We start from the raw sequence: 24,828 nt of genomic DNA, 5'->3' as shown, positions 1-24,828 counted from the left end.
CGGCGCAGCCGGGCGCAGAGCGCGAGCGGCTTACGCCGAGCGAGACGGCGGCAGCCTCGGAGGCGCTGCTGCGCGCGATGACGCCGCAGGCGGAGCAGCCTCCGGCGCTGCCGGCCTTTCCGAAGCTGCACACGATCGGGCAGCTTCACGGCACGTACATCGTCGCGCAGAACGAGGAAGGGCTGTTTCTGATCGACCAGCACGCTGCGCATGAACGGATCAATTATGAGTATTACTACGACAAATTCGGCAATCCCGCGGAAGCGAGCCAGGAGCTGCTTGTGCCGTTGACACTGGAATTCACCGCGATCGAAGCGGCGAAGCTGGCCGACCGCTTGCCGCAGCTTGAGCAGGCGGGCGTGTATCTGGAGCCGTTCGGTGGGGCCTCGTTCCTTGTTCGCGCGTATCCGCATTGGTTTCCGGCGGGCGAGGAGCAGGCGCTTATCGAAGAAATGATCGAATGGCTGCTCGGCGAGAAGAAGCAGGTAGACATCGGCAAGCTGCGGGAAAAAGCGGCGATCATGTGCTCCTGCAAAGCTTCAATCAAAGCGAACCAGAGCATCGGTCTGCTGGAAATCGAGACGCTGCTCGACCGGCTGGCGGCCTGCCGCAATCCGTATACGTGTCCGCACGGAAGACCTATTGTCGTGAGCTTTTCGACCTATGAGCTGGAAAAAATGTTTAAAAGGGTGATGTAGTTGTTCGTTACCACCTCCTATGACCCGAATCCCGCACAGCTGAGCGAGGCCGAGACGCTGGCGCGCGAGCTTGGCGGGCGCTGCATCCGGAGGCGGCGGATGACGCTGGCCCAGCTGCGGGAGCGGTACGGGGACGAGGATATTTTGCTGATCTCGAAAGAGCGGATCGAATATCATCACGGGCAGCGGCTTCCGCTGTTTTTTCATCCCAGCACGGCGGCGGTCCGGATCAAGAGGCTGCTGAAAGGCGAGACGGACCCGCTGCTGGAGCTGGCTGGCGTCCGCTCCGGGGACCGGATTATCGATTGTACGGCGGGGCTCGGCTCCGACGCTATCGTTTTCTCGTTTGCGGCAGGGCCCGAAGGAGCGGTGACTGCGCTGGAAACGGCGCGGCTTCCGTGTTTTTTATTGGGACAAGGTCTTAAGACCTACCAATCGGAGGTGTCCGGACTGAACGAAGCGATGCGCCGCATTGAGGTGATTTGTCAGGATCATACCGATTATTTGCGTGCGCTGCCGCCGCGCAGCGCCGACTTGGTGTACTTCGATCCGATGTTTCGCAAGCCGATCACGGAATCGACCTCGATCAAGGCGATCCGGGGCGTAGCCGACGACCGGGCGCTGACGGAAGAAGCGGTGGCGGAAGCGCGGCGGGTCGCCCGCCGGGCGGTTGTGATGAAGGAGCACCGGGACAGTCAGGAATTCGACCGGCTGGGCTTCGCGGAAGTGCACCGGTCTTCCACCAAAATAGCTTATGGAGTGATACGATGCTGACAGAAACGGACCGGCATCGGCCGAAGCTGCTTGTACTGGTCGGCCCGACCGCCGTCGGCAAAACCAAGCTTAGCTTGACGCTGGCCGAAGAATACAACGCGGAAATCATTTCCGGAGATTCGATGCAGGTGTACCGCGGGATGGATATCGGTACGGCCAAAGCGTCGCCGGAAGAGCTTGCCCGGGTCAAGCATCATATGATCGATATCCACGACCCGGACCATCCTTTCTCGGTTGCGGAATTTCAAGAACGGTGCGTATCGCTGATCCGGGATATCGACTCCCGCGGAAAGCTGCCTTTTATTGTCGGAGGAACGGGCCTTTATGTCGAATCGGTTTGCTATGACTTCCGGTTCACCGAAGGGGGCTCGGATACGGCTTTTCGTGCAGAGCAGGAGGCTTATGCCGAGGAGCACGGAGCGGAAGCGCTGCATGAGCGGCTGCGTCAGGTCGATCCGGAGTCGGCCCAACGCCTGCATCCGAACGACAGGCGCCGCATCATCCGGGCGCTTGAGATTTTTCATATGACTGGAGAGCGGCTTTCCGACCAGCTTAAGGCCCAAAAAAAACAGACCCCGTACGAATTGTGTATCGTCGGGTTGACAATGGATAGAGCTTTACTATATAAACGTATTGAAGAGCGAATCGATCTCATGCTGGAGCAAGGGCTGGTCGAGGAGGTTCGAGGGCTTCTGGCGAAAGGTTACGGACCGTCGCTCGTTTCGATGCAGGGGCTCGGTTATAAGGAGATCGCGGCGTATTTGCAGGGAGAGTATTCTTTGGAAGGAGCCGTCGATTTACTGAAGAAGAACACGCGTCATTTTGCGAAACGTCAGCTTTCCTGGTTCCGGCATATGAAGGACATCTCTTGGGTGGATATGAGTGAAATGGAAGAATTTTCTACCCAACTGGACCGGATTCGTGCTATAATAGCAGACAAGCTAACATTTGGCGTTAACCATTTTTGAGGGGGCCCATTGATGAACAAGTCAATCAACATTCAGGACACGTTTTTGAACCAATTGCGCAAGGAGAACATTCCGGTCACCGTTTATTTGACCAATGGATTTCAAATTCGCGGCGTGATTCGCGCGTTCGATAACTTTACGATCATTATCGACAGCGAAGGACGTCAGCAGATGGTGTACAAGCATGCGATTTCGACCTTTACGCCGCAGCGCTCGGTGTCGCTCATGCAGCAGGAAAGCAGCGCCGAATAGCGGATTTTTTGGTTCGCGGCCAGAACTTGGAAGCCGAAAAAGCAACTTTTTCAGCTTCCCGTACGTCTAAATGGATACGAAACATAAGAGCAACCCGGCTCGTTAGGGTTGTTCTTTGTTTAGTAAGCCTTGATGCAGGTTAAATAGGCTGTGCATTGTACACAGACACAGAAAGGGAGTCGGGGCATGACGGGAAGAAACAGCAGAACACCGGGCCAAGCACCGAAGGAGAAGAAACCGACATCATCCGCAAAACCGAAGAAAAAGAAGAAGATTACCTTAGGCAAAGTTTTGGCATGGACGTTTGTCGCCGGCGCGCTCGCCGCCATTTGCGGGATGGGGGTGTACATCTTTATCTTGGTAAACGGAGCCAAGATCTTAAAAGAGAACATAGGCAAACTGAATTTCAGCGAAGCGTCGATCATTTATGATGCGGGTGGTAATGAGGCCGGCATTTTGAAAGTGGAGAATCGGGAAAATGTCGAGCCTAACGAGATACCTGAGCTGTTGAAGCAGGCATTCATTGCAACGGAAGACCAGCGCTTTGAACAACACCAGGGCGTCGATCTGTTTTCCGTCGGACGCGCTCTCGTTAAAGATATCGTTGCTCGCAGCATGGTGGAGGGCGGGAGCACGATCACGCAGCAGCTCGCCAAAAACGTATTTCTAAGCTCGGACAAAACGTTTTTCCGCAAGGCGACGGAAATGTCGATAGCGCTTGCGCTTGAAAGAGAATATAAGAAAGAAGAAATCATCACTGCTTATTTAAACCGTATTTATTTCGGCAACCGGGCGTATGGCGTGAAAGCGGCCTCCAAAGTGTATTTCGGCGTCTCCAATTTGAATGACTTAAAGTTGTGGCAGATGGCCACGCTCGCGGCGATGCCGAAAGCGCCGAACACGTACAATCCGATCTCGAACCCGGATAAATCGAAGGACCGCCGGGCGGTTGTGCTTAAGCTGATGCAGGAGCAGGGTTACATTACGGAGGCCCAGCGGGCGGAAGCCGTCGCTGCGGAATACACTCCTCCGGCGAATACGGGAAAATCGCAGTACCAGACGTATATCGATTACGTCCTCAAGGAAGCGCAGGACGTTTATAAGTTCGATGAAGACGATTTGCTGCGGGGCGGGTACAAAATCTATACAACGCTGGATCCGAACGCCCAGCAAATTATGGAGCAGACATACGCGAACGACAAGCTGTTCCAGAAGGACGGACCGGAACAAAAAATGCAGAGCAGCATGGTCATCCTGAACAATGAGGACGGCGGCATTGTCGCGATGATCGGAGGCAGGGATTATGTTGCCCGCGGCTTGAATCGCGCAGTCGCTCAGCCACGGCAGCCGGGCTCGTCGTTCAAAACGCTTGTCGCTTATGCGCCGGCGATCGAATCCGGCAAGTACAATCCGTACAGCAGGCTGCCCGACGTGCAGAAATCGTATAACGGCTATTCTCCGCGCAACTACGACGGGGTGTACCGCGGCGAAGTGAGCATGTTCGATGCGGTCAAGAAGTCGATGAACCTTCCGGCTGTCGACCTGCTGAACCAGATTGGCGTCAAGACAGGAATAGACTTTGTCAAAAAACTAGGCATCGAGCTTGATGACAAAAACGACCGGAACCTGGCAATCGCGCTTGGCGGATTGAACAAAGGCGTAACGACGCTGCAAATGGCGCGGGCCTATAGCGCCTTCCCGAATAACGGGAATTTGCCTACCGCGCACGCCATTACCAAGATTGTGAAAGACAAAGAAGTCATACCATTCAAAGGAGAGACCAAGTCCGTCATGAGCGCCAAGACGGCTTGGTACATGACCCAGCTCATGCAGGGCGTCGTTGAGCCGGGAGGTACCGGAACGGCGGCGAAGTTCAACCGTCCGGTGGCGGGCAAAACGGGTTCCACGCAGCTCGATATCAAAGGATTGGAAAAATACAACCGCGACCTGTGGTTTGTCGGCTATACGCCGGAATGGACGGCAGCGGTGTGGATGGGCTTCGACAAAACGGATTCGAAGCATTACGTCTCGATGAGCAGCGGCAGCGCGGGCGTTATTTTCAAGGAGGTTATGCAGAAAGCGCTGGCCAAACGCCCGATGACCTCCTTTAAGCGGCCCGACGGCGTCAAGGATCTAACGGCGCCGCCAAAAGGAATCACCGATTTGAAGGCCGAGCATGTCGTGATGGGCGGCAATTCGAAGGTACAGCTCAGCTGGGGGGGCGTAGGCGACAACATGACGTATCAGATCTTCCGCAAGGACAGCAAGATGTCCGACTTCCCGGCAGAGCCACTAGAGAGTACGACGATGACGGAGTTTTCCGACAGGCTGATTACTCAGCCGGACACGTACGAATATGTCGTGGTGCCTTATAACGCCGAGAACAATACGACCGGCGCGCGCTCGAACGTGGCGACGGTCACAATCGATAAGCTCGGCGGGAATCCGCTCGACCCGCTGAATCCGGGAACCGAACCGAACGGCAAGCTGGACCCGAATTCGCCGGACGGAAAGCCGGGTACGGATCAGCAGGGTACAACCGGACAACCGGGGAATAACGGCCCTGGAACCGATCAGCCGGGCCAAGAGCAGCGGCCCGATCGGGAAGGCGGCACCGGAACGGACGGCCGCACTGGCTCGGAACAGGGCACGAAGCCCGGGACCGGACAGGGCGGCGGCACACGGCCCGGTGGCGAGACTTCGCAGCCGGGAGGCGGTACCGGAGCCGGAACGGATACGGGACGCACGGGAACGGAGAGCGGAACCGATACCAGGACCGGAACAAATGGCACCAACGTTACGGGAGGTACGAATTCCGGGACGCAGACGAACGGCAGTAAGGGTCAAGGCACCTCTGGAACCGGCGGCGGCAAAAGCGGCACAGGAACCGGCAGCGGCACGGATGCGGCAGCCGGGGGCTCTTCCAGAGGCGGCAGCGGAGCAACAGGAGGCGCCACCGGCTCCGGCGCTTCGACAGGAACGACGGATGGAGCGGGAACCAGTTCCGCTCCGTCAGGATCAACAACACAGTCGGGCACGATAACGCGATAGCGACGTCCCGCTGCACAAGAGGATTTTTATTTTACGGAAGACTCGTAGTATAATAAAGCATGCGAAGGTTAGTTTATACAAACTTTGACATAATTGGAGTTGAATTTGATCCGATGAATGCAGAAATGGTAAGAAAAACGGCAAAGTGGGCATGCGCCGCCGCGCTGCTCGCCATGATTACGACCGGCTGCGGCACGAAGCCCGCTCCGGAGGCTCAAAAGGAACCCGCGCCGCAGAACGGCGGCCAGACAGCCGGGCAGACAAACGGCCAAACAGGAGGGCAAACCGGAACCGAGCAAGCCGCAAAGAAATCCTGGTCGTCTCCGCCCGCGATGTCCATCGATCCGAACAAATCTTACAAGGCGACGATCACGACGTCCAAAGGCGCCTTTACGATTGAGCTGTTCGCCAAGGAAGCGCCGAAAACCGTAAACAACTTCGTCTTTTTAGCGAAGGAAGGCTTCTACGACAACATCACGTTCCACCGGATCATCAAGACCTTTATGGTCCAGACGGGCGACCCGCTCGGCAACGGCACGGGAGGCCCCGGCTATAAATTTGAAGATGAGCTGAAGACATCGCACAAATACGAGCCGGGAATCGTCGCGATGGCCAATTCCGGGAAAAATACGAACGGCAGCCAATTTTTCATCTGCACCGGCGAGGACAGCAAATCGCTGAACCAGCGCCCGAACTACACCATCTTCGGTAAAGTGGTGGAAGGGATGGATGTCGTCCAGAAGATCGCCGAGACCCCCGTTAAGCAGGGGAATGAAGCGTCTCCGAGCGTTCCGACCGAGAAAGTGACGATCCAATCGGTTGCGATTACCGAGAAATAAGTTGAAAGCAGCGTGGCATGCCACGCTGCTTTTGCATTCATCGGCCTTCGTCCGGTGACCGGCGAAAAAAACAAATGCACATGAAACGAAACTCCTATGTCTTACGTCTACTAAGAAGAGAGTCCAAATGATCAAGCAGCGCTTGAATAGCCCGTCTAAGGAGAAATGTCGATCATGCCGATTCATGAACCGCGTGTTTGTTTACTGCTGCATGGATTTACCGGCGGACCGTTTGAGGTGGAGCCGCTTGCGGATTATTTGCGGCAGCAGGGCTATGTTTGTGTGCTTCCTACACTTCCGGGGCATGACGCAGGATTACGGAGGATGCGCGGGGTTCAATGGCAGGACTGGCTGAATGCCGCTGGCGAGGAAGCGGAACGGTTAACCCGGCAGTACGGGACAATCGATGTGGTCGGTTTTTCGATGGGCGGTATGTTATCCGCTTATGTGGCTAACCGTTTTCCGGTCCGCCGTCTTGTGCTGCTTAACGCGGCGGTCATTTATGTGAGTCCGGGAAGGTTTATCCGCAATTTGGCGAAGCGTGTCCGCATCAGGCTGCGAGAGCCGTGGGAGCGGCCCAAAAGCATTCCGTTTTCGGCACCCGTTCAGTTCATGAAGCTGGTCCGGTATGTGAAGCAGCAGGAGCTTCCGCGAATTTCCGTGCCCACGCTGGTCGTCCAAGGGAAACAAGACCAGATCATTCACCCCTATAGCGCCCGGTATATTTATGACAGACTCCGGGGCGAGAAAGAGCTGCTCTATATGCCGCATTCCCGGCATATGATTTGCTTGGAGCCCGAAGCTCCTCAGTTATTCGCGGCCGTTGCGCGCTTTTTGGACTCATCGAATGAACAGCATAGGGGAGTTTGAGTTGAAAGCTACAGGGTTCAATCATGTGACGATTCGCGTATCGGATTTGTCCAACTCATTGTTATTTTATGAATCGATGCTGGGGATGAAGCTTGTTCATCGCGGCCGGCTCGACGTTTATTTGGAATGGGGAAGCGCTTGGGTATGCTTAATCGAACGAAGCTGCGAGTCTTCGGAGAGGCCGTGTTATGGCGTTGACCACATTGCATTTTCCATAGCGGAAGAAGATTTCCATGATGCAGCGGCCAAGCTGCAGCGTGCGGGGGTTCCCATCGTCAGGGGGCCTCTGGAGCGGGGGGGCGGGTACAGCATCAATTTTCTTGATCCGGACGGGACCGAGCTGGAGCTGTTTACAGGCAGTTTAGCGGAACGTATGAAGGGGTGGTCCTAATGGCCGGGGTGAACCGCGTTAAGCCGAACGCGCCAGGGCTTCGCCGTACCATGAACAAGCTGTTCCGATTCCTACTCGCCTTGGGCGCTGTGGCGCTTTTATGGGTGGGCTTCATTCAATGGCGCATAGCCACACTGCCGGACGAGAAACTGCCTCCGCACGACGTAGGAATCGTGCTGGGAGCGGCCTTATGGCAAACGACGCCGAGCCCGGCGTTAAGGGAACGGCTGGACCGCGCGGTCGAGCTGTACCAGGCCGGTGTCATCCCCCGCATTATCGTGTCCGGCGGCTACGACCGTGCCGATTCGCTGCTGACGGAAGCGGAGGGGATGCGCAACTACCTGGTGGAGAAAGGCGTGCCTGGCGAAGCCATCTATTTAGAAAACGAAGCCCGCAGCACGCTGCAAAATATGATGTTTAGCCAAACGATCATGAGGGAGCACGGCTGGAGTTCGGCGGTTATCATCACCCACCGTTATCATGCGGTGCGTGCGCTCGATATGGCGCGATTCCTGGGCTACGATTCCCCTTCGGTATCGCCGATGGAATCCAATGTACTTATGATGGCTTGGCACAAGAGCAGGGAAACGCTGGCGTTGACGAAATGGCAGTGGGACAAGATGCGGTCCGTTTTCGGATACCGGCCGGTAACCTGAGTCTGCGGGTAAGATGGGGCGGAATCGGTTTATTTTCCAGGGACAAGCTGGTATAATGAAAGTTACGATCTCCAGGTGCGAAGGAGTTGATTGCATTGCCTTTCGGAAACATCGGTATCGGAGGACTTCTTCTGATTGTTATCGTGCTGCTGCTGCTTTTCGGTCCGTCCAAGCTGCCGGAGCTCGGGAGAGCCTTCGGCCGGACGCTCAGCGAATTCAAGGAATCGACCCGCGGACTCGTGTCCGGGGATAAAGACGATAACAAGCCGCAGGACGATAAAAAAGCCTGAGTGCCGGCGTAAACTCCCTCTACCCTATGCTCGTTCCGAGCCTGGAATAGAGGGAGTTTTTTCTTAGCAATTTTCAGCTAAAGTGTCTATAAGCTTAGTACGATAATGATAGGCGAAAAGCCGCTCATAGCCCGCCCCCGAGTAAAGCCGGATGGCAGGGGCATTGTCCGCGATCACCTGCAAATATAAGCGGTCCGCTCCTTGGTCCCGGCTCCATCGCGCCAATTCGTGAACGATTCGCTTGCCGATGCCATGACCTCGATGATGCGGATGAACGACGATATTTATGAAGCCGGACCATCCGTCCTCGGCGACGGCCGTTCCCACCCCGACGCATTGGTCTCGCATCCTAAGGCTTACATAGGCAGTTGGCGCGTCGATTCGGGAGAAAAGCTTGTCGTAAAACGCCCCGAACTCGGGAGCGAAGCCCTCCATTGCCAAAAAATGCCCCAGCCAAGCGGTGTCGTGAGACGATTGGATAACGGCGTGCAGTGAATTTCCGTCCACGGGTTCCGTACGCTGTATCGCTCGTACAGCGTCCGTTGTCATCATCAGGCACGGCACTTCTTTTACATATCCCCGTCGTTCAAGGCATTCGTCAAACCCTGAAGGCGAAGCGTCGCTGATATGAAAGCGCGGAGTCAAGCGATGGTTCAGATAGAACGCTTCCGCATCGGCAATAGCCTTTTCGTCTCCGGCCCAATGCTCGCTGCCGTCAATGGTCCATACGCTGTTCGCGCGCTTCGTCACCCCGTCGGACGCCCTCAGGATCCAGCCTTCGTAAGGCTGCTCCAATTGAGCCGGCCAAGTACGCAAAGCCAATCGTTCAAGGAGGCGGAACATCGATCGATCTTGCAGTGCCTTCATTCGCCTCAGGCCTCCTTTAGAAAAGAAATTTCATTATAAACATACCATAGCTTTGATGCAAATCATTAGTTTTCATCAGGGAGTTATAAATTTTCCTCCGTCCGACTATGAATTAGGGTAGGGGAAGGTGATGAAATGACTCCAGAGACAAACAGGCTCATTACGACGAGAGACCGACAAATCAATGTTGTTTTCAAGTCAACTTCTCCTGAGCCGCTTTCTGTGCAGGAAAAAGTTGATTCCAAAGACGTCATGCAAGTCACGGATGCCTTTTCGGACATCTACAAAGAGTTGGATAAGATGATTGGCTTGGACGAGATCAAAGAGCTTGTTTTTCAAATTTATGCGATTCTGCAGATAAAGCAATTTCGCTCGCAAGAGGGGCTCCAGGTTAGCTCCAACGTTTATCACATGATCTTCAAGGGCAATCCCGGGACAGGAAAGACAAGTGTAGCAAGGATTATCGGGAAGCTATTCAGATCCATGGGGCTTCTCTCCAAAGGACATCTGATCGAAGTGGAAAGAGCGGATTTGGTTGGCGAATACATCGGCCATACGGCCCTGAAGACGAGAGAAATGGTCAAAAAAGCGCTTGGCGGCATATTGTTCATCGATGAGGCCTACAGTCTCGCTCGGGGCGGAGATAAAGACTTTGGAAAAGAAAGCATCGATTGTTTGGTCAAATCAATGGAGGATCACAAGAACGATTTTATTCTAATCTTGGCCGGTTATCCTAAAGAAATCGAGGAATTTTTAAAGACGAACCCCGGTCTTCCTTCTCGTTTTCCGATTCAGGTCAATTTTCCCGACTATACGATAGACCAACTCATCGAGATCGCGAAGCAAATGGCGGCGGAACGGGAATATGTTATTCTCCCTGAAGCCATTCATAAAATTAAGAACCATTTAACCCAAGAAAAGCTGTTGAATCTGAATTTCAGCAATGCCCGCCACATAAGGAATCTTATCGAAAAAGCAATCCGGTTTCAGGCGGTAAGGCTGGTTAGAAGGGCAAGAAAGCTGACAAAGCAGGACCTGATCAATCTGACGCACGAGGATTTTAATATTCATGGCAAAATTGAGGAACCGTCCTATATGAATCTGAGACAATTGTAGCGAATGCCGCGATTTCACGCAAAACGAGGCTCCGCGCCTCTTTTTCCCTCTCAGGCAGACAGGTAAAGGGCATCGAAAAGATGAACTTAAGCTGCTGCCCGAAGGGCTTTTTATGTTAAGACAAGCCTCCGTCCATTCCCCCGATGAAGTCATATAAGAAGCGGTTGCCCGGCGAATTGTGCGTTGCATTTGTTTATATGGTAAAATCAGCTTGGTTGTTTTCTTACCTAATTGAGTTTCTACCAATGGGGACTTATAGATGTAAAACACGGTAGATCGTTCTAAACGAGGGGCCTTCAGTTATGTATCATTCGTTGAAGACAATAAACTGGTCGAAGCTGCGTTATAACAATAAAAATTGGCATTTATCGGATGAATTTGATCTGTACATCAAAGGCGATGACCAGCATCCGTCACCGGCTCATTTGCAAATGGCGCAAGAAGTGATCGGAGACATTGAGGCGGTTTCAAGCAGAGCAATTGAATTTTTAAAGATGTTTTTAAAGCTGGAAGGAACATGGGAACTGAATACATTGGATTTTGGCTGCTGTTTTAGTAACGCGAAGTATGATTTTGAATTCACCTTCGATTTTGAGGACCGGTCTAATAAATACGAATATGTGTATACCTATTTTGTGGTTAGTTTCGATATACAGGAGCTCGGGGGAGAGAGGTTGTATAAACCCCAGAGAATGGAGATAGGTTTTCGTTAAGGAGGAAGACGTGGACATGGAGCAACAAGGGCTTGTCAAAACATCGGAAGGAAAACATATTTACCTGCGGCCTGTCGAAATGAGTGACTTGGATGATTATTATGCGTACTTGTCCGATCCAACAACGAGTAGGTTCACGGGGACGCAGAAAGTGTTTTCGAGACAAACGGCAGCCAGTTGGATTGAACATATTTCAAAACCCGATTCAAGCCGTGTGGACCTTATGATTATTTCCCAAGCGACAGATCGTCTTGTGGGAGAAGTGGTATTGAATGATATCGATCCGGTAAACCGGAGCGCGAATATCCGGATTGCCATTGCGGGCCAAGAAAATCAAGGGAAAGGCTACGGCACGGAAGCGATGCTTCTTATGCTGCACCATGCTTTCGGAAGATTGAACTTGCATAGGGTCGAACTGAGTGTCTACGCTTTTAACGACAGAGCGATTCATGTTTACGAGAAGCTGGGCTTCAAAAGAGAGGGAATCCAGAGGGACTGCTTATTTTTGAACCATCAATATCACGATGCGATAACCATGAGCATTTTGGAGCACGAATTTCGGGAGCTGCATACGCCGAATTCATGCAACGCCGGAGTCTAAGTTATATCAGCCTTGGAGGTTTAAGCAAAATATAGAAATTTTGGAATGGGTGCTGGATGCTCCTTCCGGCAAGTATCATGCTTAAATAGAGCTAATACCTTGTTCAAGTATTAATAGAAAAAGTTTTATTCCTTGAAGAACAAATCGAAATTGTATTAAAATTTGGTGGTCGAAAGGAAGAAGCCGAAAGGGAGATGCGCAAGCATGCAGCGGGTCTCCCGGATAGTCCAATCCCCAGCCAACGAGGCAGGAGCTCATCTGGGTCCGGCCGGAGGATATGAAGCTGGAGGGCAAAACCCCAAAGGAGATAACTAAACTTATATGAAAAAAACGATACACGAAGTAACGGGAGAAATTCAAGACCGTGCGGTGCTGGTCAGTCTGGTTACGCCGCAGCTCAAAAAGCAGGAGATGTACGATCCGGACCATTCGCTCGCGGAGCTGATCAGCTTGGCCGAGACGGCTCGGGTCGAGGTGCTCGGCACGCTGACGCAAAATAAGGAGTATACCGACTCCAAATGGTTCATCGGCAAAGGCAAAGCCGAGGAGCTCAAAGCGATGCTGGAGCAGACAGGCGGCAATACCGCCATCTTTGATCAGGAGCTGTCCGGCGCCCAAGTGCGCAATCTCGAGCAGTTTCTGGATGTCAAAATTATCGACCGGACGCAGCTTATCCTGGACATTTTCGCGCAGCGGGCGAAGACGCGGGAGGGGATCATTCAAGTCGAGCTTGCCCAGCTCAGCTATCTGCTGCCGAGGCTGTACGGACAGGGCAAAAACTTGTCCCGCCTCGGAGGCGGCATTGGGACGCGGGGCCCCGGAGAAACGAAGCTGGAGACGGACCGACGTCATATCCGAGAGCGAATCGCTGAGCTGAAGCGGCAGCTGCAAGAGGTCGTCAGGCATCGCAGCCTGCACCGGGAGCGTCGAAAAAAAACCGGCGTGTTTCAAGTCGCGCTGGTCGGCTATACGAACGCCGGAAAATCCACATTGCTGCGGCAATTGACCCAGGCCGACGTTTATGTCGAGAATCAATTGTTTGCGACCCTCGACCCGACTTCACGCTCGCTTGAGCTGCCGGGCGGCATGGAGATTGTTGTCACCGATACGGTCGGATTTATTCAAAATCTGCCTCACGATCTGGTCGCGGCGTTCCGGGCGACGCTGGAGGAGGCTTGCGAGGCGGATCTGATTCTACATGTCGTTGACAGCTCGTCCGAGATGATGACCACGCAAATGAAGGTCGTCGATCAAGTGTTGGAAGAACTAGGGGCGCATGGCAAAGAACGTGTGACGGTGTTTAACAAAATCGACCTTTGTTCCCCCGAACAGAAAGAGCTGCTGACGACAGACGGGACGTTTGTCCGCATGTCGGCTTACCGGGAAGAAGACTTAAGAGTCCTCGTTGAGCTGATCGAATCCCGGTTCATGGGCGGAAGCCGAACCTATCGCATACCGGCGGACAAAGGCGATCTGATCTCGCTCGTTTATCGCGTGGGCGAGGTGCTGGAAAATGAAGTAGATGGGGAAGACATGCGGTTCAAGGTCCGGGTGAACAACAAAGAATATGACAAAATCGGTTACCTGCTCGCCGCTTACGATGAAGCGCGCCCAACGCAAGAGGAACCCAAGGGAGAGACGTGGTAGGATGTTTAATGATAAGGTGCTTGGCCTGATGGAGCAGGCCGAGCTGCAGATCGAGGGGAAATTGAAAGAGATCGACCGCGTGATCGACCGGAACCAATGGAAGGTCATCCGCGCTTTTCAAAAGCATAAAGTGAGCGACTATCATTTTGCAGGCTCGACAGGCTACGGCTATAACGACCGGGGACGGGAAGTGCTCGATTTGGTGTACGCCGACGTGTTCGGCGCCGAGGCTGCGCTTGTGCGGCCGCATTTCGTTTCGGGAACGCATACGATCGGCACTGCGCTCTTCGGGGTGCTTCGTCCCGGAGACGAGCTGCTCATGATGACCGGGCGGCCTTACGATACGCTGCATAAAGTGATTGGCAAGCCGGGAGACGGGCAAGGTTCGCTTCAGGATTGGGGTATTGCTTACCAGGAGGTCGCCTTGCTGGAGGATGGGTCCCCGGATTTTGCCGCGGTTGCGGAGCGTATTACGCCCCGGACGAAGGTGATCGGCATTCAACGTTCCCGCGGGTACGCCTGGCGTCCGTCGTTCACCGTAGCGCAAATCGGGGAGATGGTGCGGTTCGTCAAAGAAATCAAGCCGGACGTTATCGTTTTCGTCGACAACTGCTACGGGGAATTCACGGAACTGACCGAACCGACTGAGGTCGGCGTCGATCTAATGGCCGGTTCGCTGATTAAAAATCCCGGCGGCGGACTCGCGGCTACGGGGGGCTATATCGCGGGCAAGAGCCGCTGCGTGGAGCTGGCTTCTTACCGCTTAACGGCGCCCGGTATCGGCGGCGAGGTGGGCGCGATGCTGGGTACGACCCGGGCTATCTTCCAAGGGCTGTTTCTGGCACCTCACTTGGTCGGGCAGGCCGTCAAGGGGTCGGTTTTTGCCGCATCGGTGTTCGAGCAGCTCGGGTTCACGACGCATCCGCGTTGGAACGATCCGCGCACGGATCTGATTCAGGCGGTTCAATTCACGGGACCGGAGCATTTGATCGCTTTCGTACAGGGGATTCAACAGGCGGCTGCGGTCGATGCCCATGTGGTCCCGGAGCCTTGGGACATGCCCGGGTACGAGCATCCGGTCATTATGGCCGCCGGCACGTTCATCCAGGGAGGAAGTCTGGAGCTTTCCGCGGACGCGCCGATCCGGGAGCCGTACATCGCCTATATGCAAGGCGGGTTAACGTATTCGCATTGCAAAATGGGCGTGCTGACCGCGATCCAAAATATGGTGGACCGCGGACTGCTGTCATAACATCGTTTGTCCGTAATTCGATGCGCGGATGCAGAGCATCCGCGTATTTTTTGTGAGAAAATATACTGTAAAGTGGGTTGACATCAGGCGAAAACCTTACATAACTTGACACGTTTTTTGAACAAGGTTACAATAACGGTAAGGTTCTAAGTGCTTAGGAGTGATGGTCATGAGTGATGATATCCGCAGGAATATGGCTCTTTTTCCCATCGGCATCGTAATGAAGCTGACCGATTTAACCGCGCGGCAAATCCGGTACTACGAACAGCACGAGCTTGTAATTCCGGCCCGAACGGGAGGCAACCAGCGGTTGTATTCGTTCAACGACGTCGAGAGACTGCTCGAGATTAAAGATTTGATTGAAAAGGGAGTCAACATCGCCGGGATTAAGCAGGTGCTGCTGCCGGTCGATAAAAACTCCGAGGAAGCGACCGTCTTGAACGAGCAAACCGAGGTCAAGCGCCGGGAGCTGACCGACACGCAGCTGCACAGAATGCTGAAGCAGCAGCTATTGGGCGGCGGCAAGCGTCCGAATCATGTATCGCTGATTCAGGGCGAGTTATCCCGCTTTTTCCGCAAGTAAGGCTGTGCCGGGGCTTGTTCCGGTAGCGCTTTCGCGCCCATCCGGACAACGCTCCGTTAATTTGTCTCATAGTTTAAGGAGGAGATTGTACAGTGACGGATAAACAATACACCAAGGAAGACATTTTACGTATCGCCAAGGAAGAAAACGTAAGATTCATCCGCCTGCAATTTACCGATCTGCTCGGTACGATTAAAAATGTGGAAATTCCTGTAAGTCAGCTGGAGAAGGCGCTCGACAACAAAATGATGTTCGACGGTTCTTCCATCGAAGGCTACGTTCGTATCGAAGAATCCGATATGTACTTATACCCGGATCTGAATACTTGGGTCGTTTTTCCTTGGGTGACGGAAGACCGCGTTGCCCGCATGATTTGCGATGTGTATCTGCCGGACGGCAGGCCGTTCCCTGGCGATCCGCGCGGCATTCTGAAATCGGTGCTGAAGGAAGCCGAGGAAATGGGCTTCAGCTCGATGAATGTCGGTCCGGAGCCGGAGTTTTTCCTGTTCAAAACCGATGAAAAAGGCAACCCGACGATGGAATTGAACGACCAGGGCGGTTATTTCGATCTGGCTCCGACGGACTTGGGAGAAAACTGCCGCCGCGAAATCGTCCTGACGCTGGAGGAAATGGGCTTCGAAATCGAAGCGTCTCACCACGAAGTGGCTCCGGGCCAGCATGAAATCGACTTTAAATATGCGGACGCCATCAAAGCGGCCGACCAGATTCAAACGTTCAAGCTCGTTGTCAAAACGATCGCCAGACAGCATGGCCTGCATGCCACCTTTATGCCGAAACCGCTGTTCGGCGTGAACGGTTCCGGAATGCACTGCCATCAATCGCTGTTCCGCGGCAAAGAGAACGCGTTCTACGACGAAAGCGACAAGCTGGGTCTGAGCACGTTGGCCAGACAATATATGGCAGGCATTTTGCGTCATGCCCGCGCTTTTGCGGCCATTACGAATCCGACGGTCAACTCTTACAAGCGTCTGGTGCCTGGCTATGAGGCGCCTTGCTACGTAGCGTGGTCGGCCAGCAACCGCAGCCCGATGATCCGCATTCCGGCTTCGCGCGGTCTCAGCACGCGCGTGGAAGTGCGCAACCCGGACCCGGCGGCCAACCCGTATCTCGCGCTTGCCGTTATGCTTAAAGCAGGGCTCGACGGTATCAAGAACAAAATGCAGCTGCCGCCTCCGACCGACCGGAACATCTATGTGATGTCCGAAGAGGAGCGCGAAGAGCAGGGCATTCCAAGCCTGCCGGTCGACCTGAAGCAAGCGATCGACGAACTGCTTCGCGACGATGTCATCTGCGATGCGCTCGGCGACCACGCTCTCGCGCACTTCGTCGAGCTCAAAGAAATCGAGTGGGACATTTACCGGACTCAAGTTCACGCTTGGGAACGCGATCAGTACTTGACCCTTTATTAATAAGCTTAACCGGGCATTAGCAGGAGCCTCTCATGATGGTGAAGCCATGATGAGAGGCTTTTTTGTGCTTGTATAAGGATCTTCGGAAAGCGACACCGAGGGCCCGGCAGACGCAAAAAAGACTCCTTGTTCAGGAGTCTTGATTTTGGCTGCATGGGAATGGAATTAATGAATATTGCGGAATACGCCAATGACTTTGCCGAGGATCGATACGTTCTTCAGACGGAGCGGCTCCATCGTCGGGTTTTCCGGTTGAAGACGGACGTGATCCTTTTCTTTATAAAATGTCTTGACCGTCGCTTCGTCTTCTTCGGTCATAGCGACCACGATGTCGCCGTTATTAGCCGTTTGCTGCTGGCGAACGATGACATAGTCTCCGTTGCGAATGCCGGCGTCGATCATACTCTCGCCGATGACGCTCAACATGAAGACGTTATGATCTCCGACAAAGTGGCTCGGAAGCGGGAAGTAGTCTTCAATGTTCTCTGTCGCGGTAATCGGAACACCGGCCGTAACCCGCCCGATCAGCGGGACGCGGGAAACCGAAACTGCGAATGCGCCGTCGCCAGCCGTACCGTCCAAAATCTCAATGGCTCTGGGCTTCGTAGGATCGCGCCGGATCAGCCCTTTCTTTTCCAGCCGTTCCAAATGACCGTGTACCGTCGAGCTGGAAGCAAGACCGACCGCTTCGCCGATTTCCCGAACGGACGGAGGATACCCTTTATCTTTGACCTCGTTCTTGATGAACTCCAGAATAGCCTGCTGGCGAGTGGATATCTTGCCCATATGAATCACTCCATTTTTGGTAATCATTACTTAGGAGTATAACACAGAACCGGAGTTCGTACAAACATAAGTTCGAAAAAATGGATTGACACAAACGTTTGTTCGTGTTAAATTCAGAACAGAACAAATGTTTGGGGGATGATGTTTATGTATCAGAACAGTCAAATGCTAGCTCAATACAATCGCAGTTCGGCTGCCGTCTCCATAGATCCCGCTTCCAAATTGAAAAAAAACCGAACATATGTGCGGGTTATGATTTTTGTTATCTCGGTAACGCTGCTGCTCTTTGTCGGAGGCACGGTATCCGCATGGGTAGGGAACGATGACGCTTATGCCAAAGGCGCAGCACCCGCTCAAAGTTATGTAGTTGTAAGCCAAGGCGATACCTTGTGGAGCATTGCTTCGTCGCACGCGGCCAAAGGACAAGACGTGAGAGAGTATGTCTTTCAGATAAAACGGTTGAACAACTTGAAGAACGTCACGATTCATGAAGGGCAAAAGCTGCTGCTTCCATAAATATATAGCTGGCTGTTTTAATTTTCTGAATTTCTTCCGCAGGGCTTCGGCTCTATCTCTTGACTTTCAAATCCGGTAATGTCAAAGTATAATTTGATATGAAACTCTTATCGTTCGCGGATTCACGAACGGAGACCTAACATTACCGGGAGGACAAGCATGATTGAATCGGAGCACGACGTAACCGTTAAGCGGATCAATGAGTTGGCCCGCAAGGCGAAAGCCGAAGGATTAACGGAAGAAGAAATGGATGAGCGCAACGCACTAAGGAAAAAGTATATCGATTCTTTTAAATCCTCCTTGCGTTCTCAACTGGACAACATTAAATTTGTGGATGAGGACGAGAAAAAGTAAGGAGAAGAGGGCTGGCTTAACGGATACAGCGTTTCCTGGCGTCTAGGAACACATCGTCTGTTTCAGAGTTCAGGTCCGGATTAAGTTACATCTACTTGAGATACGCATTATTCGTTGGACGATCTAGTTGCCGCTGGAAAAGTACGCGGTACACTTGGATGCTCCAACTTTTTGGCGTATTTGGGCGTCTCGGTCGACGAAATCGCTCGGGATCCACGAGTTAACGGGAAGTGTAGAAAGAATGGATAAAGGGGTTCAGCTATGTCACGGAAATGGGAACGCATGGTTCGCAAGAATACGAAAGTAACCAACATTCAGCGCAAAAAAAGCGGCAAGGAAGCGATTTCGCAGTCAAGCGCCTCCGATAACTCAGTTACCTTCAAAGGACGAAGCTGGTTTCTGCCGATGATACTGGTCGCCACCGGGATCTTCTGCTTCATCATATTCCGCGGTCAAGCAGGACAGGATCAGATGTACTGGTTCACAGGCGCGAGCTACATTGTTCTTGCGCTATTGATTTATTGGGTCCGTCGGCCGCTGTTAAAAATAGGCCCGGATTCGCTTACCTCCCGCCGCTTCGGCGGAGACCGGACCATGAGTGCGGATATGATCGACGAAATTTCCGTGACGAAGGATTCGATCTTAATTACGTTAAAGCCGAAGGGAGCTCGTTGGGGATACACGAAATTCTATCATCAATTCCCCGTGGATGCGGCGAAGGAAAAGCTTCAGGAATTTGCTCAAAAAAATCAAGTGGCATTCAAGCAAGAATCTTAAAGATAAAACCGACATCACAGGGGAGAAAGAGGAATCCGGCTTATGGCAATCAAGGCAGTGCTTTTTGATTTGGACGATACGCTGCTCTGGGACGAGCGCAGTGTAAAAGAAGCGTTTCAGGCGACTTGCAGCGAGGCCGCCAAGCATTACGAGATCGATCCTGTCCAGCTTGAGGAAGCCGTAAGACGCGAAGCGCGGGCATTATACGAATCGTTCGAGACGTTCCCGTTCACCAAGAAAATCGGAATTAATCCGTTTGAAGGACTGTGGGCTCGGTTTGTCGAAGGAGAACAGGAAGAGTTCCGCAAGCTTCGATCGTTGGCCCCGTCTTATCAGCGAGATTCGTGGACACGCGGCCTAAAGGCTCTGGGAATAGAAGATGCCGCGCTCGGGCTTAAGCTGGCGGAGATGTTTCCGGCCGAGCGAAGAAACCGTCCAATTGTTTATGAAGAGACGTTCGAGGTATTGGATCAACTAAAAGGAAAGTACAAGCTGCTTCTGCTTACGAACGGTTCGCCTGATCTGCAAAAAGAGAAGCTGGCGGGCGTCCCGCAGCTTGCTCCTTACTTCGATCATATCGTCATTTCCGGCGAATTTGGCGAGGGAAAACCGGCGGTATCGATTTTCGAGCACGCGATGCGGCTGCTAGGCATTTCGGCTGAAGAAGGCGTCATGATTGGCGACAAGCTGACGACGGACATTTTGGGCTCCAACTCGATCGGGATGCGGAATATGTGGATTAACCGCCACGGGCTTCCATTGACGGACGAAATTACTCCGGCGCACGAAATTACGAGCCTTCGGGACATTCAGAAGATCATTGATTCCTTGTAAGCTTAGAACCTAAACCTTTGTCTTCGGGACATGTCCGCTGACAATTTGAGCCCGCCAATTCCATGTGGCGGGCTTTTTGTTGCGCTAAAAATAAAACAAGCCGCCTTTGACAACAAGGGGCTTGTTTGCTTAAATATTGATTTTTTCAACAACTGATCAAGCGCTAATCGCTTGCTTTTTATACCGAAGTCGCCCTTATGCTTTTTGGAAAGTCGGGTCTTCGAACGGATGTGCGATCCAACCCTCGGTTTCGATGAACAGACGGACAGCTACGATTTGACGGTTTTCCATCAGAGTGAAGAAATGCGGCTTGTGCTCCGGAACCGAGATCACGTCGCCGGCTTCCAACTCAACGTCGAAATAACCGACATCGTCTGTCCCTTTAATGATGAAAATCCCTTTGCCGGCCGTGATGGCGCGAACTTCGTCTTCCGTATGCGTGTGCACTTGTTCGAATTTTTTGAGCAGCTCATCCAAATTCGGGGTGGCGTCGGACAGCGCGACGATGTCCCAAGTCCGGTAGCCGCGGCGGCTGGCCAGATCGCGGATTTCTTCATCGTAGGTAGCCAAAATCTGCGATTTTTCCTCGTCTGTCAACGAGAATTTCCCTTGAAGCTCTGCGGGCAGTTTAGCGGCGTTCCAATGCTCATAAAGCACCTCTTGCTTATCCAAAAAAGCCTTCACGTTGGCTTCGCCCGAGATGCGCTCGTTGGTGTTGCGAATGCGAATTTCTGCCATGTTTCTCCCTCTTCCTTCTTGAATTCGTAACTTCTGCTTTTTATTATAGTGGAAGGGGGAGCATCTGTCGATGTATAATGTATATAAATCCGATAGGATTCATTAGATAAGTGCTGATTTTTGTCACAATTGCTTTTCAATAGGCATCGTTTCTGATACACTTAAGGTTACATAATTTGTGAGTATCATGCGCAGTACGGTGCGAGATCATAGATCGGCTGCAGGAGTATCCGACCCCAATACAGAACGGAGCGGGGCGGCAGGGTGAAAGGGGATCACGGATGAGCAAGCCTTTATTGCAGGAGCAATTACAGAAAAAAATTATGATTTTAGACGGCGCCATGGGAACGATGATCCAACAGGAGAATTTAACCGCTGCCGATTTTGGCGGCGACGAGTTGGATGGCTGCAACGAAATTTTGGCGGTCACGCGGCCTGACGTGATTCGTAAAATTCATGAAGCGTATTTTGCGGCCGGTGCCGATATGGTAGAGACAAATACGTTCGGCGCAACAAGCGTCGTACTGGCGGAATACGATTTGCAGGACCGCGCGCGGGAGCTTAATCTGGCAGCGGCCAAGCTGGCAATCGAAGCGGCTGAAAAATACAGTACCCCGGAATGGCCCAGATACGTTATCGGTGCGATGGGCCCGACGACGAAGACGCTTTCCGTAACCGGCGGAGTCACCTTCGACGAACTCGTGGACAGCTACTACGAACAAGCGCTTGCGTTGATGGAGGCAGGTGTGGACGCGCTGCTGCTTGAAACGTCGCAGGACACGTTGAACGTCAAAGCCGGCAGCATCGGCATCCGAAAAGCGTTTGAGACGGAAGGCCGCAAGCTGCCGATCATGATATCCGGTACGATCGAGCCTATGGGCACGACGCTGGCCGGCCAAAATATCGAATCGTTCTATATTTCGCTTGAGCACCTTAACCCGATTTCCGTCGGGCTGAACTGCGCTACCGGACCGGAGTTCATGCGCGATCATATTCGGACGCTGGCCGATATTGCAGGGACGGCGGTAAGCTGCTATCCGAACGCCGGTCTGCCGGACGAGAACGGGCAGTACCACGAATCGCCGGAATCGCTCGCCAAGAAGCTGGCAGGCTTTGCCGAGCAGGGCTGGCTGAACATTGCCGGCGGCTGCTGCGGAACGACCCCGGATCATATCCGCGCGATGGCCGAAACGCTTAGCCAGTACCAGCCGCGCAGTCACCGGGGAGAGCATCCGCCCGCGGTATCCGGCATCGAGACGGTCTACATTGAAGATGCGAACCGCCCTTACATGGTTGGGGAGCGGACGAACGTTCTCGGATCGCGGAAGTTTAAGCGGCTGATTGCCGAAGGCAAGTATGAGGAAGCATCCGAGATTGCCCGGGCGCAGGTGAAAGGTGGCGCGCATGTGATCGACGTCTGTCTGCAGGACCCGGACCGCGACGAAATGAGCGATATGCAGAAGTTTTTGGAGCTAGTCGTTAAAAAAGTGAAAGTGCCGCTTATGCTCGATTCCACGGATTATCGGGTAATCGAGCTGGGCCTCAAATATTCGCAAGGGAAAGCCATCATCAACTCGATCAACCTCGAAGACGGGGAAGAGAAGTTCGAGAAGGTCGTGCCGCTTATTCATAAATACGGCGCGGCCGCTGTCGTCGGCACGATTGACGAACGGGGGCAAGCCATTACAGCCAAAGACAAGCTTGAAGTGGCACAGCGCTCCTATGATTTGCTGGTGAACAAGTACGGCATGCACCCGAACGATATTATTTTTGACCCGCTTGTTTTCCCGGTCGGAACGGGCGACCAGCAGTATATCGGTTCGGCCAAGGAGACGATCGAAGGAATCCGGTTAATCAAAGAGGCGATGCCTGACACCGAGACGATTCTTGGTCTGAGCAACGTATCGTTCGGCTTGCCGGAAGCGGGCCGCGAGGTGTTGAACGCCGTCTTCTTGTATCATTGTACGAAAGCCGGGCTGGACTATGCGATCGTCAATACGGAAAAGCTGGAGCGCTATGCGTCCATACCCGAAGAAGAGCGCCGGCTTGCCGAAAGCCTGATCTACGATACAAACGACGAAACGCTGGCCGAATTCGTAGCGCACTTCCGTACGAAGAAGGTCGAGAAGAAGGAGAAAATTTCAAACTTAACGCTGGAAGAGCGGCTGGCCTCTTACGTTGTCGAAGGCACGAAGGACGGGCTGATCGCGGATTTGGACGCAGCGCTGCAAAAATACAAGCCGCTTGATATTATCAACGGCCCGCTGATGAAAGGCATGGAGGAAGTTGGCCGGCTGTTTAACAATAATGAGCTGATCGTGGCGGAGGTGCTGCAAAGTGCCGAGGTCATGAAGGCGTCCGTTGCTTATTTGGAGCCGTTCATGGAGAAGTCGGAAAGCGCCGTGAAAGGAAAAATCATTTTGGCCACAGTCAAAGGCGATGTCCACGATATCGGCAAAAACTTGGTCGAAATTATTCTGTCCAACAACGGGTACCAGATCATCAACCTGGGTATTAAAGTACCGCCGGAGCAGTTGATCGACGCTTACCGGAAGGAGCGGCCGGATGCGATCGGGCTGTCCGGGCTGCTCGTCAAATCGGCGCAGCAAATGATCGTCACGGCGCAGGACTTGAAGACGGCCGGCATCGACGTGCCGATTCTGGTGGGCGGCGCGGCGCTGACCCGGAAGTTCACCAAGACACGCATTGCACCGGAGTATGACGGTTTGGTTCTGTATGCCAAAGACGCGATGGACGGGCTGGATATTGCGAACAAGCTGAGCGACCCCGAGCAGCGGCAGCAGCTTGTCCGGGAGCTTCGGGACAGCATGGAATCCGACGTGAAGGAATCCGGCCGCAAAGAAGAGCAAATGCCGGTCTTGACCCGCGTCAGGACGTCGTCGGTGGACCGGGACGTTCCGGTGCAGGTGCCGCCGAGCTTGGAGCGCCGCGTGCTGCGCGACTATCCGATAAGCCATCTGATCCCGTATATCAACATGCAGATGCTGCTAGGACATCATCTTGGCTTGAAGGGGAAGGTCGACCAACTGCTGGCCGAGAAAGATCCGAAGGCGCTGCAGCTCAAAGAAACCGTTGATGAGCTGCTCGCGGAGGCACAGAAAAACGGCATTCTTCAAGCGCACGGCATGTACCGTTTCTTCCCGGCGCAGTCGGACGGCAACGATGTGCTCGTCTACGACCCCGAGGATCATACGAAGGTGCTTCAGAAGTTTACGTTCCCGCGGCAGGAGAAAGAGCCGTACTTGTGCTTGGCCGACTACCTTAAGCCGGTAGATAGCGGGATCATGGATTACGTCGGCTTCCTTGTCGTGACAGCCGGTCATGGCGTCAGCGATCTGGCGGCCGAGTGGCGGAGTAAAGGCGACTACCTGCGGTCTCATGCGCTTCAAGCGGCGGCACTCGAAACCGCCGAAGGGTTCGCCGAACGCATACACCAAATGATGCGCGACGTATGGGGCTTCCCGGACCCGGCCGAAATGACGATGCAGGAGCGCTTCGGAGCCAAATACCGCGGCCAGCGGTTCTCGTTCGGCTATCCGGCGTGTCCGAACCTCGATGACCAACAGCAGCTGTTTGCTTTGATGAAGCCGGAGGATATCGGCGTACATTTGACGGAAGGCAGCATGATGGAACCGGAGGCGTCCGTCTCGGCGATCGTGTTTGCGCATCCGCAGGCTCGTTATTTCAACGCATAGCCGTTTTTTGGGTATGCTATAAATGGGGTGGGGCCTTGGTCGCTCCACTCTTTTGTTTAAACACAAAGAAAGCCTGGCTTCGCAGAAGCGTGAACATATGTAAGCTTTC

The 24,828-nt window shown here is 53.4% G+C and carries 24 protein-coding genes and 1 pseudogene; 22 read left to right on the top strand and 3 right to left on the bottom strand.

The window, feature by feature from the left end; genetic code table 11:
* The 10 genes and pseudogenes from PEH01S_RS09335 to tatA all read left to right on the top strand — a co-directional run.
* Positions 1-698: pseudogene (locus PEH01S_RS09335) on the top strand (DNA mismatch repair endonuclease MutL); the annotation flags it as partial.
* A complete protein-coding gene (locus tag PEH01S_RS09330; RefSeq protein ID WP_127485008.1) occupies positions 699-1,472 on the top strand; it encodes a class I SAM-dependent methyltransferase in 774 nt (257 codons plus the stop codon).
* Positions 1,466-2,440, top strand: a complete 975-nt coding sequence (gene miaA / locus PEH01S_RS09325; protein WP_036712071.1) for a tRNA (adenosine(37)-N6)-dimethylallyltransferase MiaA — start codon at positions 1,466-1,468, stop codon at positions 2,438-2,440. The genes PEH01S_RS09330 and miaA overlap by 7 nt, the downstream gene beginning before the upstream one ends.
* Before the next feature lie 12 nt (positions 2,441-2,452).
* Positions 2,453-2,692, top strand: a complete 240-nt coding sequence (gene hfq, locus PEH01S_RS09320; RefSeq protein ID WP_025844310.1) for an RNA chaperone Hfq — start codon at positions 2,453-2,455, stop codon at positions 2,690-2,692.
* Between the two features lie 186 nt (positions 2,693-2,878).
* A complete protein-coding gene (locus PEH01S_RS09315; protein ID WP_127485006.1) occupies positions 2,879-5,743 on the top strand; it encodes a transglycosylase domain-containing protein in 2,865 nt (954 codons plus the stop codon).
* Between the two features lie 113 nt (positions 5,744-5,856).
* Positions 5,857-6,582, top strand: coding sequence for a peptidylprolyl isomerase (locus PEH01S_RS09310; protein ID WP_127485004.1), 726 nt, complete (start codon positions 5,857-5,859; stop codon positions 6,580-6,582).
* 174 nt (positions 6,583-6,756) lie between these two features.
* Positions 6,757-7,452 carry an alpha/beta hydrolase gene (locus PEH01S_RS09305; RefSeq protein ID WP_246062855.1) on the top strand — a complete coding sequence of 232 codons (696 nt, stop codon included), beginning with the start codon at positions 6,757-6,759 and terminating at the stop codon, positions 7,450-7,452.
* Between the two features lies 1 nt (position 7,453).
* Entirely contained in the window at positions 7,454-7,843 is a 390-nt protein-coding gene (locus tag PEH01S_RS09300; RefSeq protein ID WP_025844317.1) for a Fos family putative thiol transferase, read from the top strand.
* Positions 7,843-8,499, top strand: coding sequence for a YdcF family protein (locus PEH01S_RS09295; RefSeq protein ID WP_127485000.1), 657 nt, complete (start codon positions 7,843-7,845; stop codon positions 8,497-8,499). Before PEH01S_RS09300 ends, PEH01S_RS09295 begins: the two co-directional genes overlap by 1 nt.
* A gap of 95 nt (positions 8,500-8,594) precedes the next feature.
* Positions 8,595-8,789, top strand: a complete 195-nt coding sequence (tatA, locus tag PEH01S_RS09290) for a twin-arginine translocase TatA/TatE family subunit (protein WP_025844320.1) — start codon at positions 8,595-8,597, stop codon at positions 8,787-8,789.
* 63 nt (positions 8,790-8,852) lie between these two features.
* Here tatA and PEH01S_RS09285 read toward each other — a convergent pair whose 3' ends face one another.
* The gene (locus PEH01S_RS09285; protein WP_127484998.1) at positions 8,853-9,656 is read right to left on the bottom strand and encodes a GNAT family N-acetyltransferase; all 804 of its coding nucleotides are present in this window, start codon (positions 9,654-9,656) and stop codon (positions 8,853-8,855) included.
* A 135-nt stretch (positions 9,657-9,791) separates the two neighbouring features.
* On the opposite strand from PEH01S_RS09285, the gene PEH01S_RS09280 reads away from it, so the two are divergent.
* The 7 genes from PEH01S_RS09280 (at position 9,792) to glnA (ending at position 16,998) form a co-directional block, all read left to right on the top strand.
* A complete protein-coding gene (locus tag PEH01S_RS09280) occupies positions 9,792-10,772 on the top strand; it encodes an AAA family ATPase (protein ID WP_025844323.1) in 981 nt (326 codons plus the stop codon).
* Positions 10,773-11,074: 302 nt separating this feature from the next.
* Positions 11,075-11,485, top strand: a complete 411-nt coding sequence (locus PEH01S_RS09275; RefSeq protein ID WP_127484994.1) for a hypothetical protein — start codon at positions 11,075-11,077, stop codon at positions 11,483-11,485.
* 16 nt (positions 11,486-11,501) lie between these two features.
* On the top strand, positions 11,502-12,086 hold the full coding sequence (locus tag PEH01S_RS09270) for a GNAT family N-acetyltransferase (protein ID WP_025844327.1): 585 nt from the start codon (positions 11,502-11,504) through the stop codon (positions 12,084-12,086).
* A 321-nt stretch (positions 12,087-12,407) separates the two neighbouring features.
* Positions 12,408-13,733 carry a GTPase HflX gene (hflX, locus tag PEH01S_RS09265; RefSeq protein WP_025844328.1) on the top strand — a complete coding sequence of 442 codons (1,326 nt, stop codon included), beginning with the start codon at positions 12,408-12,410 and terminating at the stop codon, positions 13,731-13,733.
* Between the two features lies 1 nt (position 13,734).
* Positions 13,735-14,985, top strand: a complete 1,251-nt coding sequence (locus PEH01S_RS09260; protein WP_025844329.1) for a methionine gamma-lyase family protein — start codon at positions 13,735-13,737, stop codon at positions 14,983-14,985.
* A gap of 169 nt (positions 14,986-15,154) precedes the next feature.
* Positions 15,155-15,568 carry a MerR family transcriptional regulator gene (locus PEH01S_RS09255; protein ID WP_127484992.1) on the top strand — a complete coding sequence of 138 codons (414 nt, stop codon included), beginning with the start codon at positions 15,155-15,157 and terminating at the stop codon, positions 15,566-15,568.
* Positions 15,569-15,660: 92 nt separating this feature from the next.
* Positions 15,661-16,998 (top strand): type I glutamate--ammonia ligase, encoded by a 1,338-nt coding sequence (gene glnA, locus PEH01S_RS09250; RefSeq protein WP_025844331.1) that lies wholly within the window; start codon positions 15,661-15,663, stop codon positions 16,996-16,998.
* A 165-nt stretch (positions 16,999-17,163) separates the two neighbouring features.
* Here glnA and lexA read toward each other — a convergent pair whose 3' ends face one another.
* Entirely contained in the window at positions 17,164-17,784 is a 621-nt protein-coding gene (gene lexA / locus PEH01S_RS09245) for a transcriptional repressor LexA (RefSeq protein ID WP_025844332.1), read from the bottom strand.
* Positions 17,785-17,931: 147 nt separating this feature from the next.
* Between lexA and PEH01S_RS09240 the strand changes: the two genes are divergently transcribed.
* The 4 genes from PEH01S_RS09240 to PEH01S_RS09225 all read left to right on the top strand — a co-directional run bounded on the left by PEH01S_RS09240 (position 17,932) and on the right by PEH01S_RS09225 (position 20,265).
* Positions 17,932-18,300, top strand: a complete 369-nt coding sequence (locus PEH01S_RS09240; RefSeq protein ID WP_025844333.1) for a LysM peptidoglycan-binding domain-containing protein — start codon at positions 17,932-17,934, stop codon at positions 18,298-18,300.
* 159 nt (positions 18,301-18,459) lie between these two features.
* The gene (locus tag PEH01S_RS09235; protein WP_025844334.1) at positions 18,460-18,654 is read left to right on the top strand and encodes a DUF896 domain-containing protein; all 195 of its coding nucleotides are present in this window, start codon (positions 18,460-18,462) and stop codon (positions 18,652-18,654) included.
* Between the two features lie 261 nt (positions 18,655-18,915).
* Positions 18,916-19,431, top strand: coding sequence for a hypothetical protein (locus PEH01S_RS09230; RefSeq protein ID WP_174807116.1), 516 nt, complete (start codon positions 18,916-18,918; stop codon positions 19,429-19,431).
* Between the two features lie 42 nt (positions 19,432-19,473).
* Positions 19,474-20,265 carry an HAD family hydrolase gene (locus PEH01S_RS09225; RefSeq protein ID WP_127484988.1) on the top strand — a complete coding sequence of 264 codons (792 nt, stop codon included), beginning with the start codon at positions 19,474-19,476 and terminating at the stop codon, positions 20,263-20,265.
* Positions 20,266-20,460: 195 nt separating this feature from the next.
* Here PEH01S_RS09225 and PEH01S_RS09220 read toward each other — a convergent pair whose 3' ends face one another.
* Entirely contained in the window at positions 20,461-21,003 is a 543-nt protein-coding gene (locus PEH01S_RS09220; protein ID WP_025844337.1) for a 1,2-dihydroxy-3-keto-5-methylthiopentene dioxygenase, read from the bottom strand.
* Between the two features lie 281 nt (positions 21,004-21,284).
* On the opposite strand from PEH01S_RS09220, the gene metH reads away from it, so the two are divergent.
* The gene (metH, locus tag PEH01S_RS09215) at positions 21,285-24,719 is read left to right on the top strand and encodes a methionine synthase (protein ID WP_127484986.1); all 3,435 of its coding nucleotides are present in this window, start codon (positions 21,285-21,287) and stop codon (positions 24,717-24,719) included.
* The last annotated feature ends 109 nt before the right edge of the window (positions 24,720-24,828 follow it).

It is taken from the genome of Paenibacillus ehimensis NBRC 15659, from assembly GCF_004000785.1.
Lineage (GTDB): Bacteria > Bacillota > Bacilli > Paenibacillales > NBRC-103111 > Paenibacillus_G > Paenibacillus_G ehimensis.
This window is presented reverse-complemented; position numbering and strand designations above follow the sequence as displayed.

Coding starts and splice junctions, on each gene's coding strand:
- miaA (WP_036712071.1), top strand. CDS start 1,466: ATGCTGACAGAAACGGACCGGCATCGGCCGAAGCTGCTTGTACTGGTC.
- hfq (WP_025844310.1), top strand. CDS start 2,453: ATGAACAAGTCAATCAACATTCAGGACACGTTTTTGAACCAATTGCGC.
- PEH01S_RS09315 (WP_127485006.1), top strand. CDS start 2,879: ATGACGGGAAGAAACAGCAGAACACCGGGCCAAGCACCGAAGGAGAAG.
- PEH01S_RS09310 (WP_127485004.1), top strand. CDS start 5,857: ATGAATGCAGAAATGGTAAGAAAAACGGCAAAGTGGGCATGCGCCGCC.
- PEH01S_RS09305 (WP_246062855.1), top strand. CDS start 6,757: ATGCCGATTCATGAACCGCGTGTTTGTTTACTGCTGCATGGATTTACC.
- PEH01S_RS09295 (WP_127485000.1), top strand. CDS start 7,843: ATGGCCGGGGTGAACCGCGTTAAGCCGAACGCGCCAGGGCTTCGCCGT.
- PEH01S_RS09285 (WP_127484998.1), bottom strand. CDS start 9,656: ATGAAGGCACTGCAAGATCGATCGATGTTCCGCCTCCTTGAACGATTG.
- PEH01S_RS09280 (WP_025844323.1), top strand. CDS start 9,792: ATGACTCCAGAGACAAACAGGCTCATTACGACGAGAGACCGACAAATC.
- PEH01S_RS09275 (WP_127484994.1), top strand. CDS start 11,075: ATGTATCATTCGTTGAAGACAATAAACTGGTCGAAGCTGCGTTATAAC.
- PEH01S_RS09270 (WP_025844327.1), top strand. CDS start 11,502: ATGGAGCAACAAGGGCTTGTCAAAACATCGGAAGGAAAACATATTTAC.
- hflX (WP_025844328.1), top strand. CDS start 12,408: ATGAAAAAAACGATACACGAAGTAACGGGAGAAATTCAAGACCGTGCG.
- PEH01S_RS09260 (WP_025844329.1), top strand. CDS start 13,735: ATGTTTAATGATAAGGTGCTTGGCCTGATGGAGCAGGCCGAGCTGCAG.
- PEH01S_RS09255 (WP_127484992.1), top strand. CDS start 15,155: ATGAGTGATGATATCCGCAGGAATATGGCTCTTTTTCCCATCGGCATC.
- lexA (WP_025844332.1), bottom strand. CDS start 17,784: ATGGGCAAGATATCCACTCGCCAGCAGGCTATTCTGGAGTTCATCAAG.
- PEH01S_RS09240 (WP_025844333.1), top strand. CDS start 17,932: ATGTATCAGAACAGTCAAATGCTAGCTCAATACAATCGCAGTTCGGCT.
- PEH01S_RS09235 (WP_025844334.1), top strand. CDS start 18,460: ATGATTGAATCGGAGCACGACGTAACCGTTAAGCGGATCAATGAGTTG.
- PEH01S_RS09230 (WP_174807116.1), top strand. CDS start 18,916: ATGTCACGGAAATGGGAACGCATGGTTCGCAAGAATACGAAAGTAACC.
- PEH01S_RS09225 (WP_127484988.1), top strand. CDS start 19,474: ATGGCAATCAAGGCAGTGCTTTTTGATTTGGACGATACGCTGCTCTGG.
- PEH01S_RS09220 (WP_025844337.1), bottom strand. CDS start 21,003: ATGGCAGAAATTCGCATTCGCAACACCAACGAGCGCATCTCGGGCGAA.
- metH (WP_127484986.1), top strand. CDS start 21,285: ATGAGCAAGCCTTTATTGCAGGAGCAATTACAGAAAAAAATTATGATT.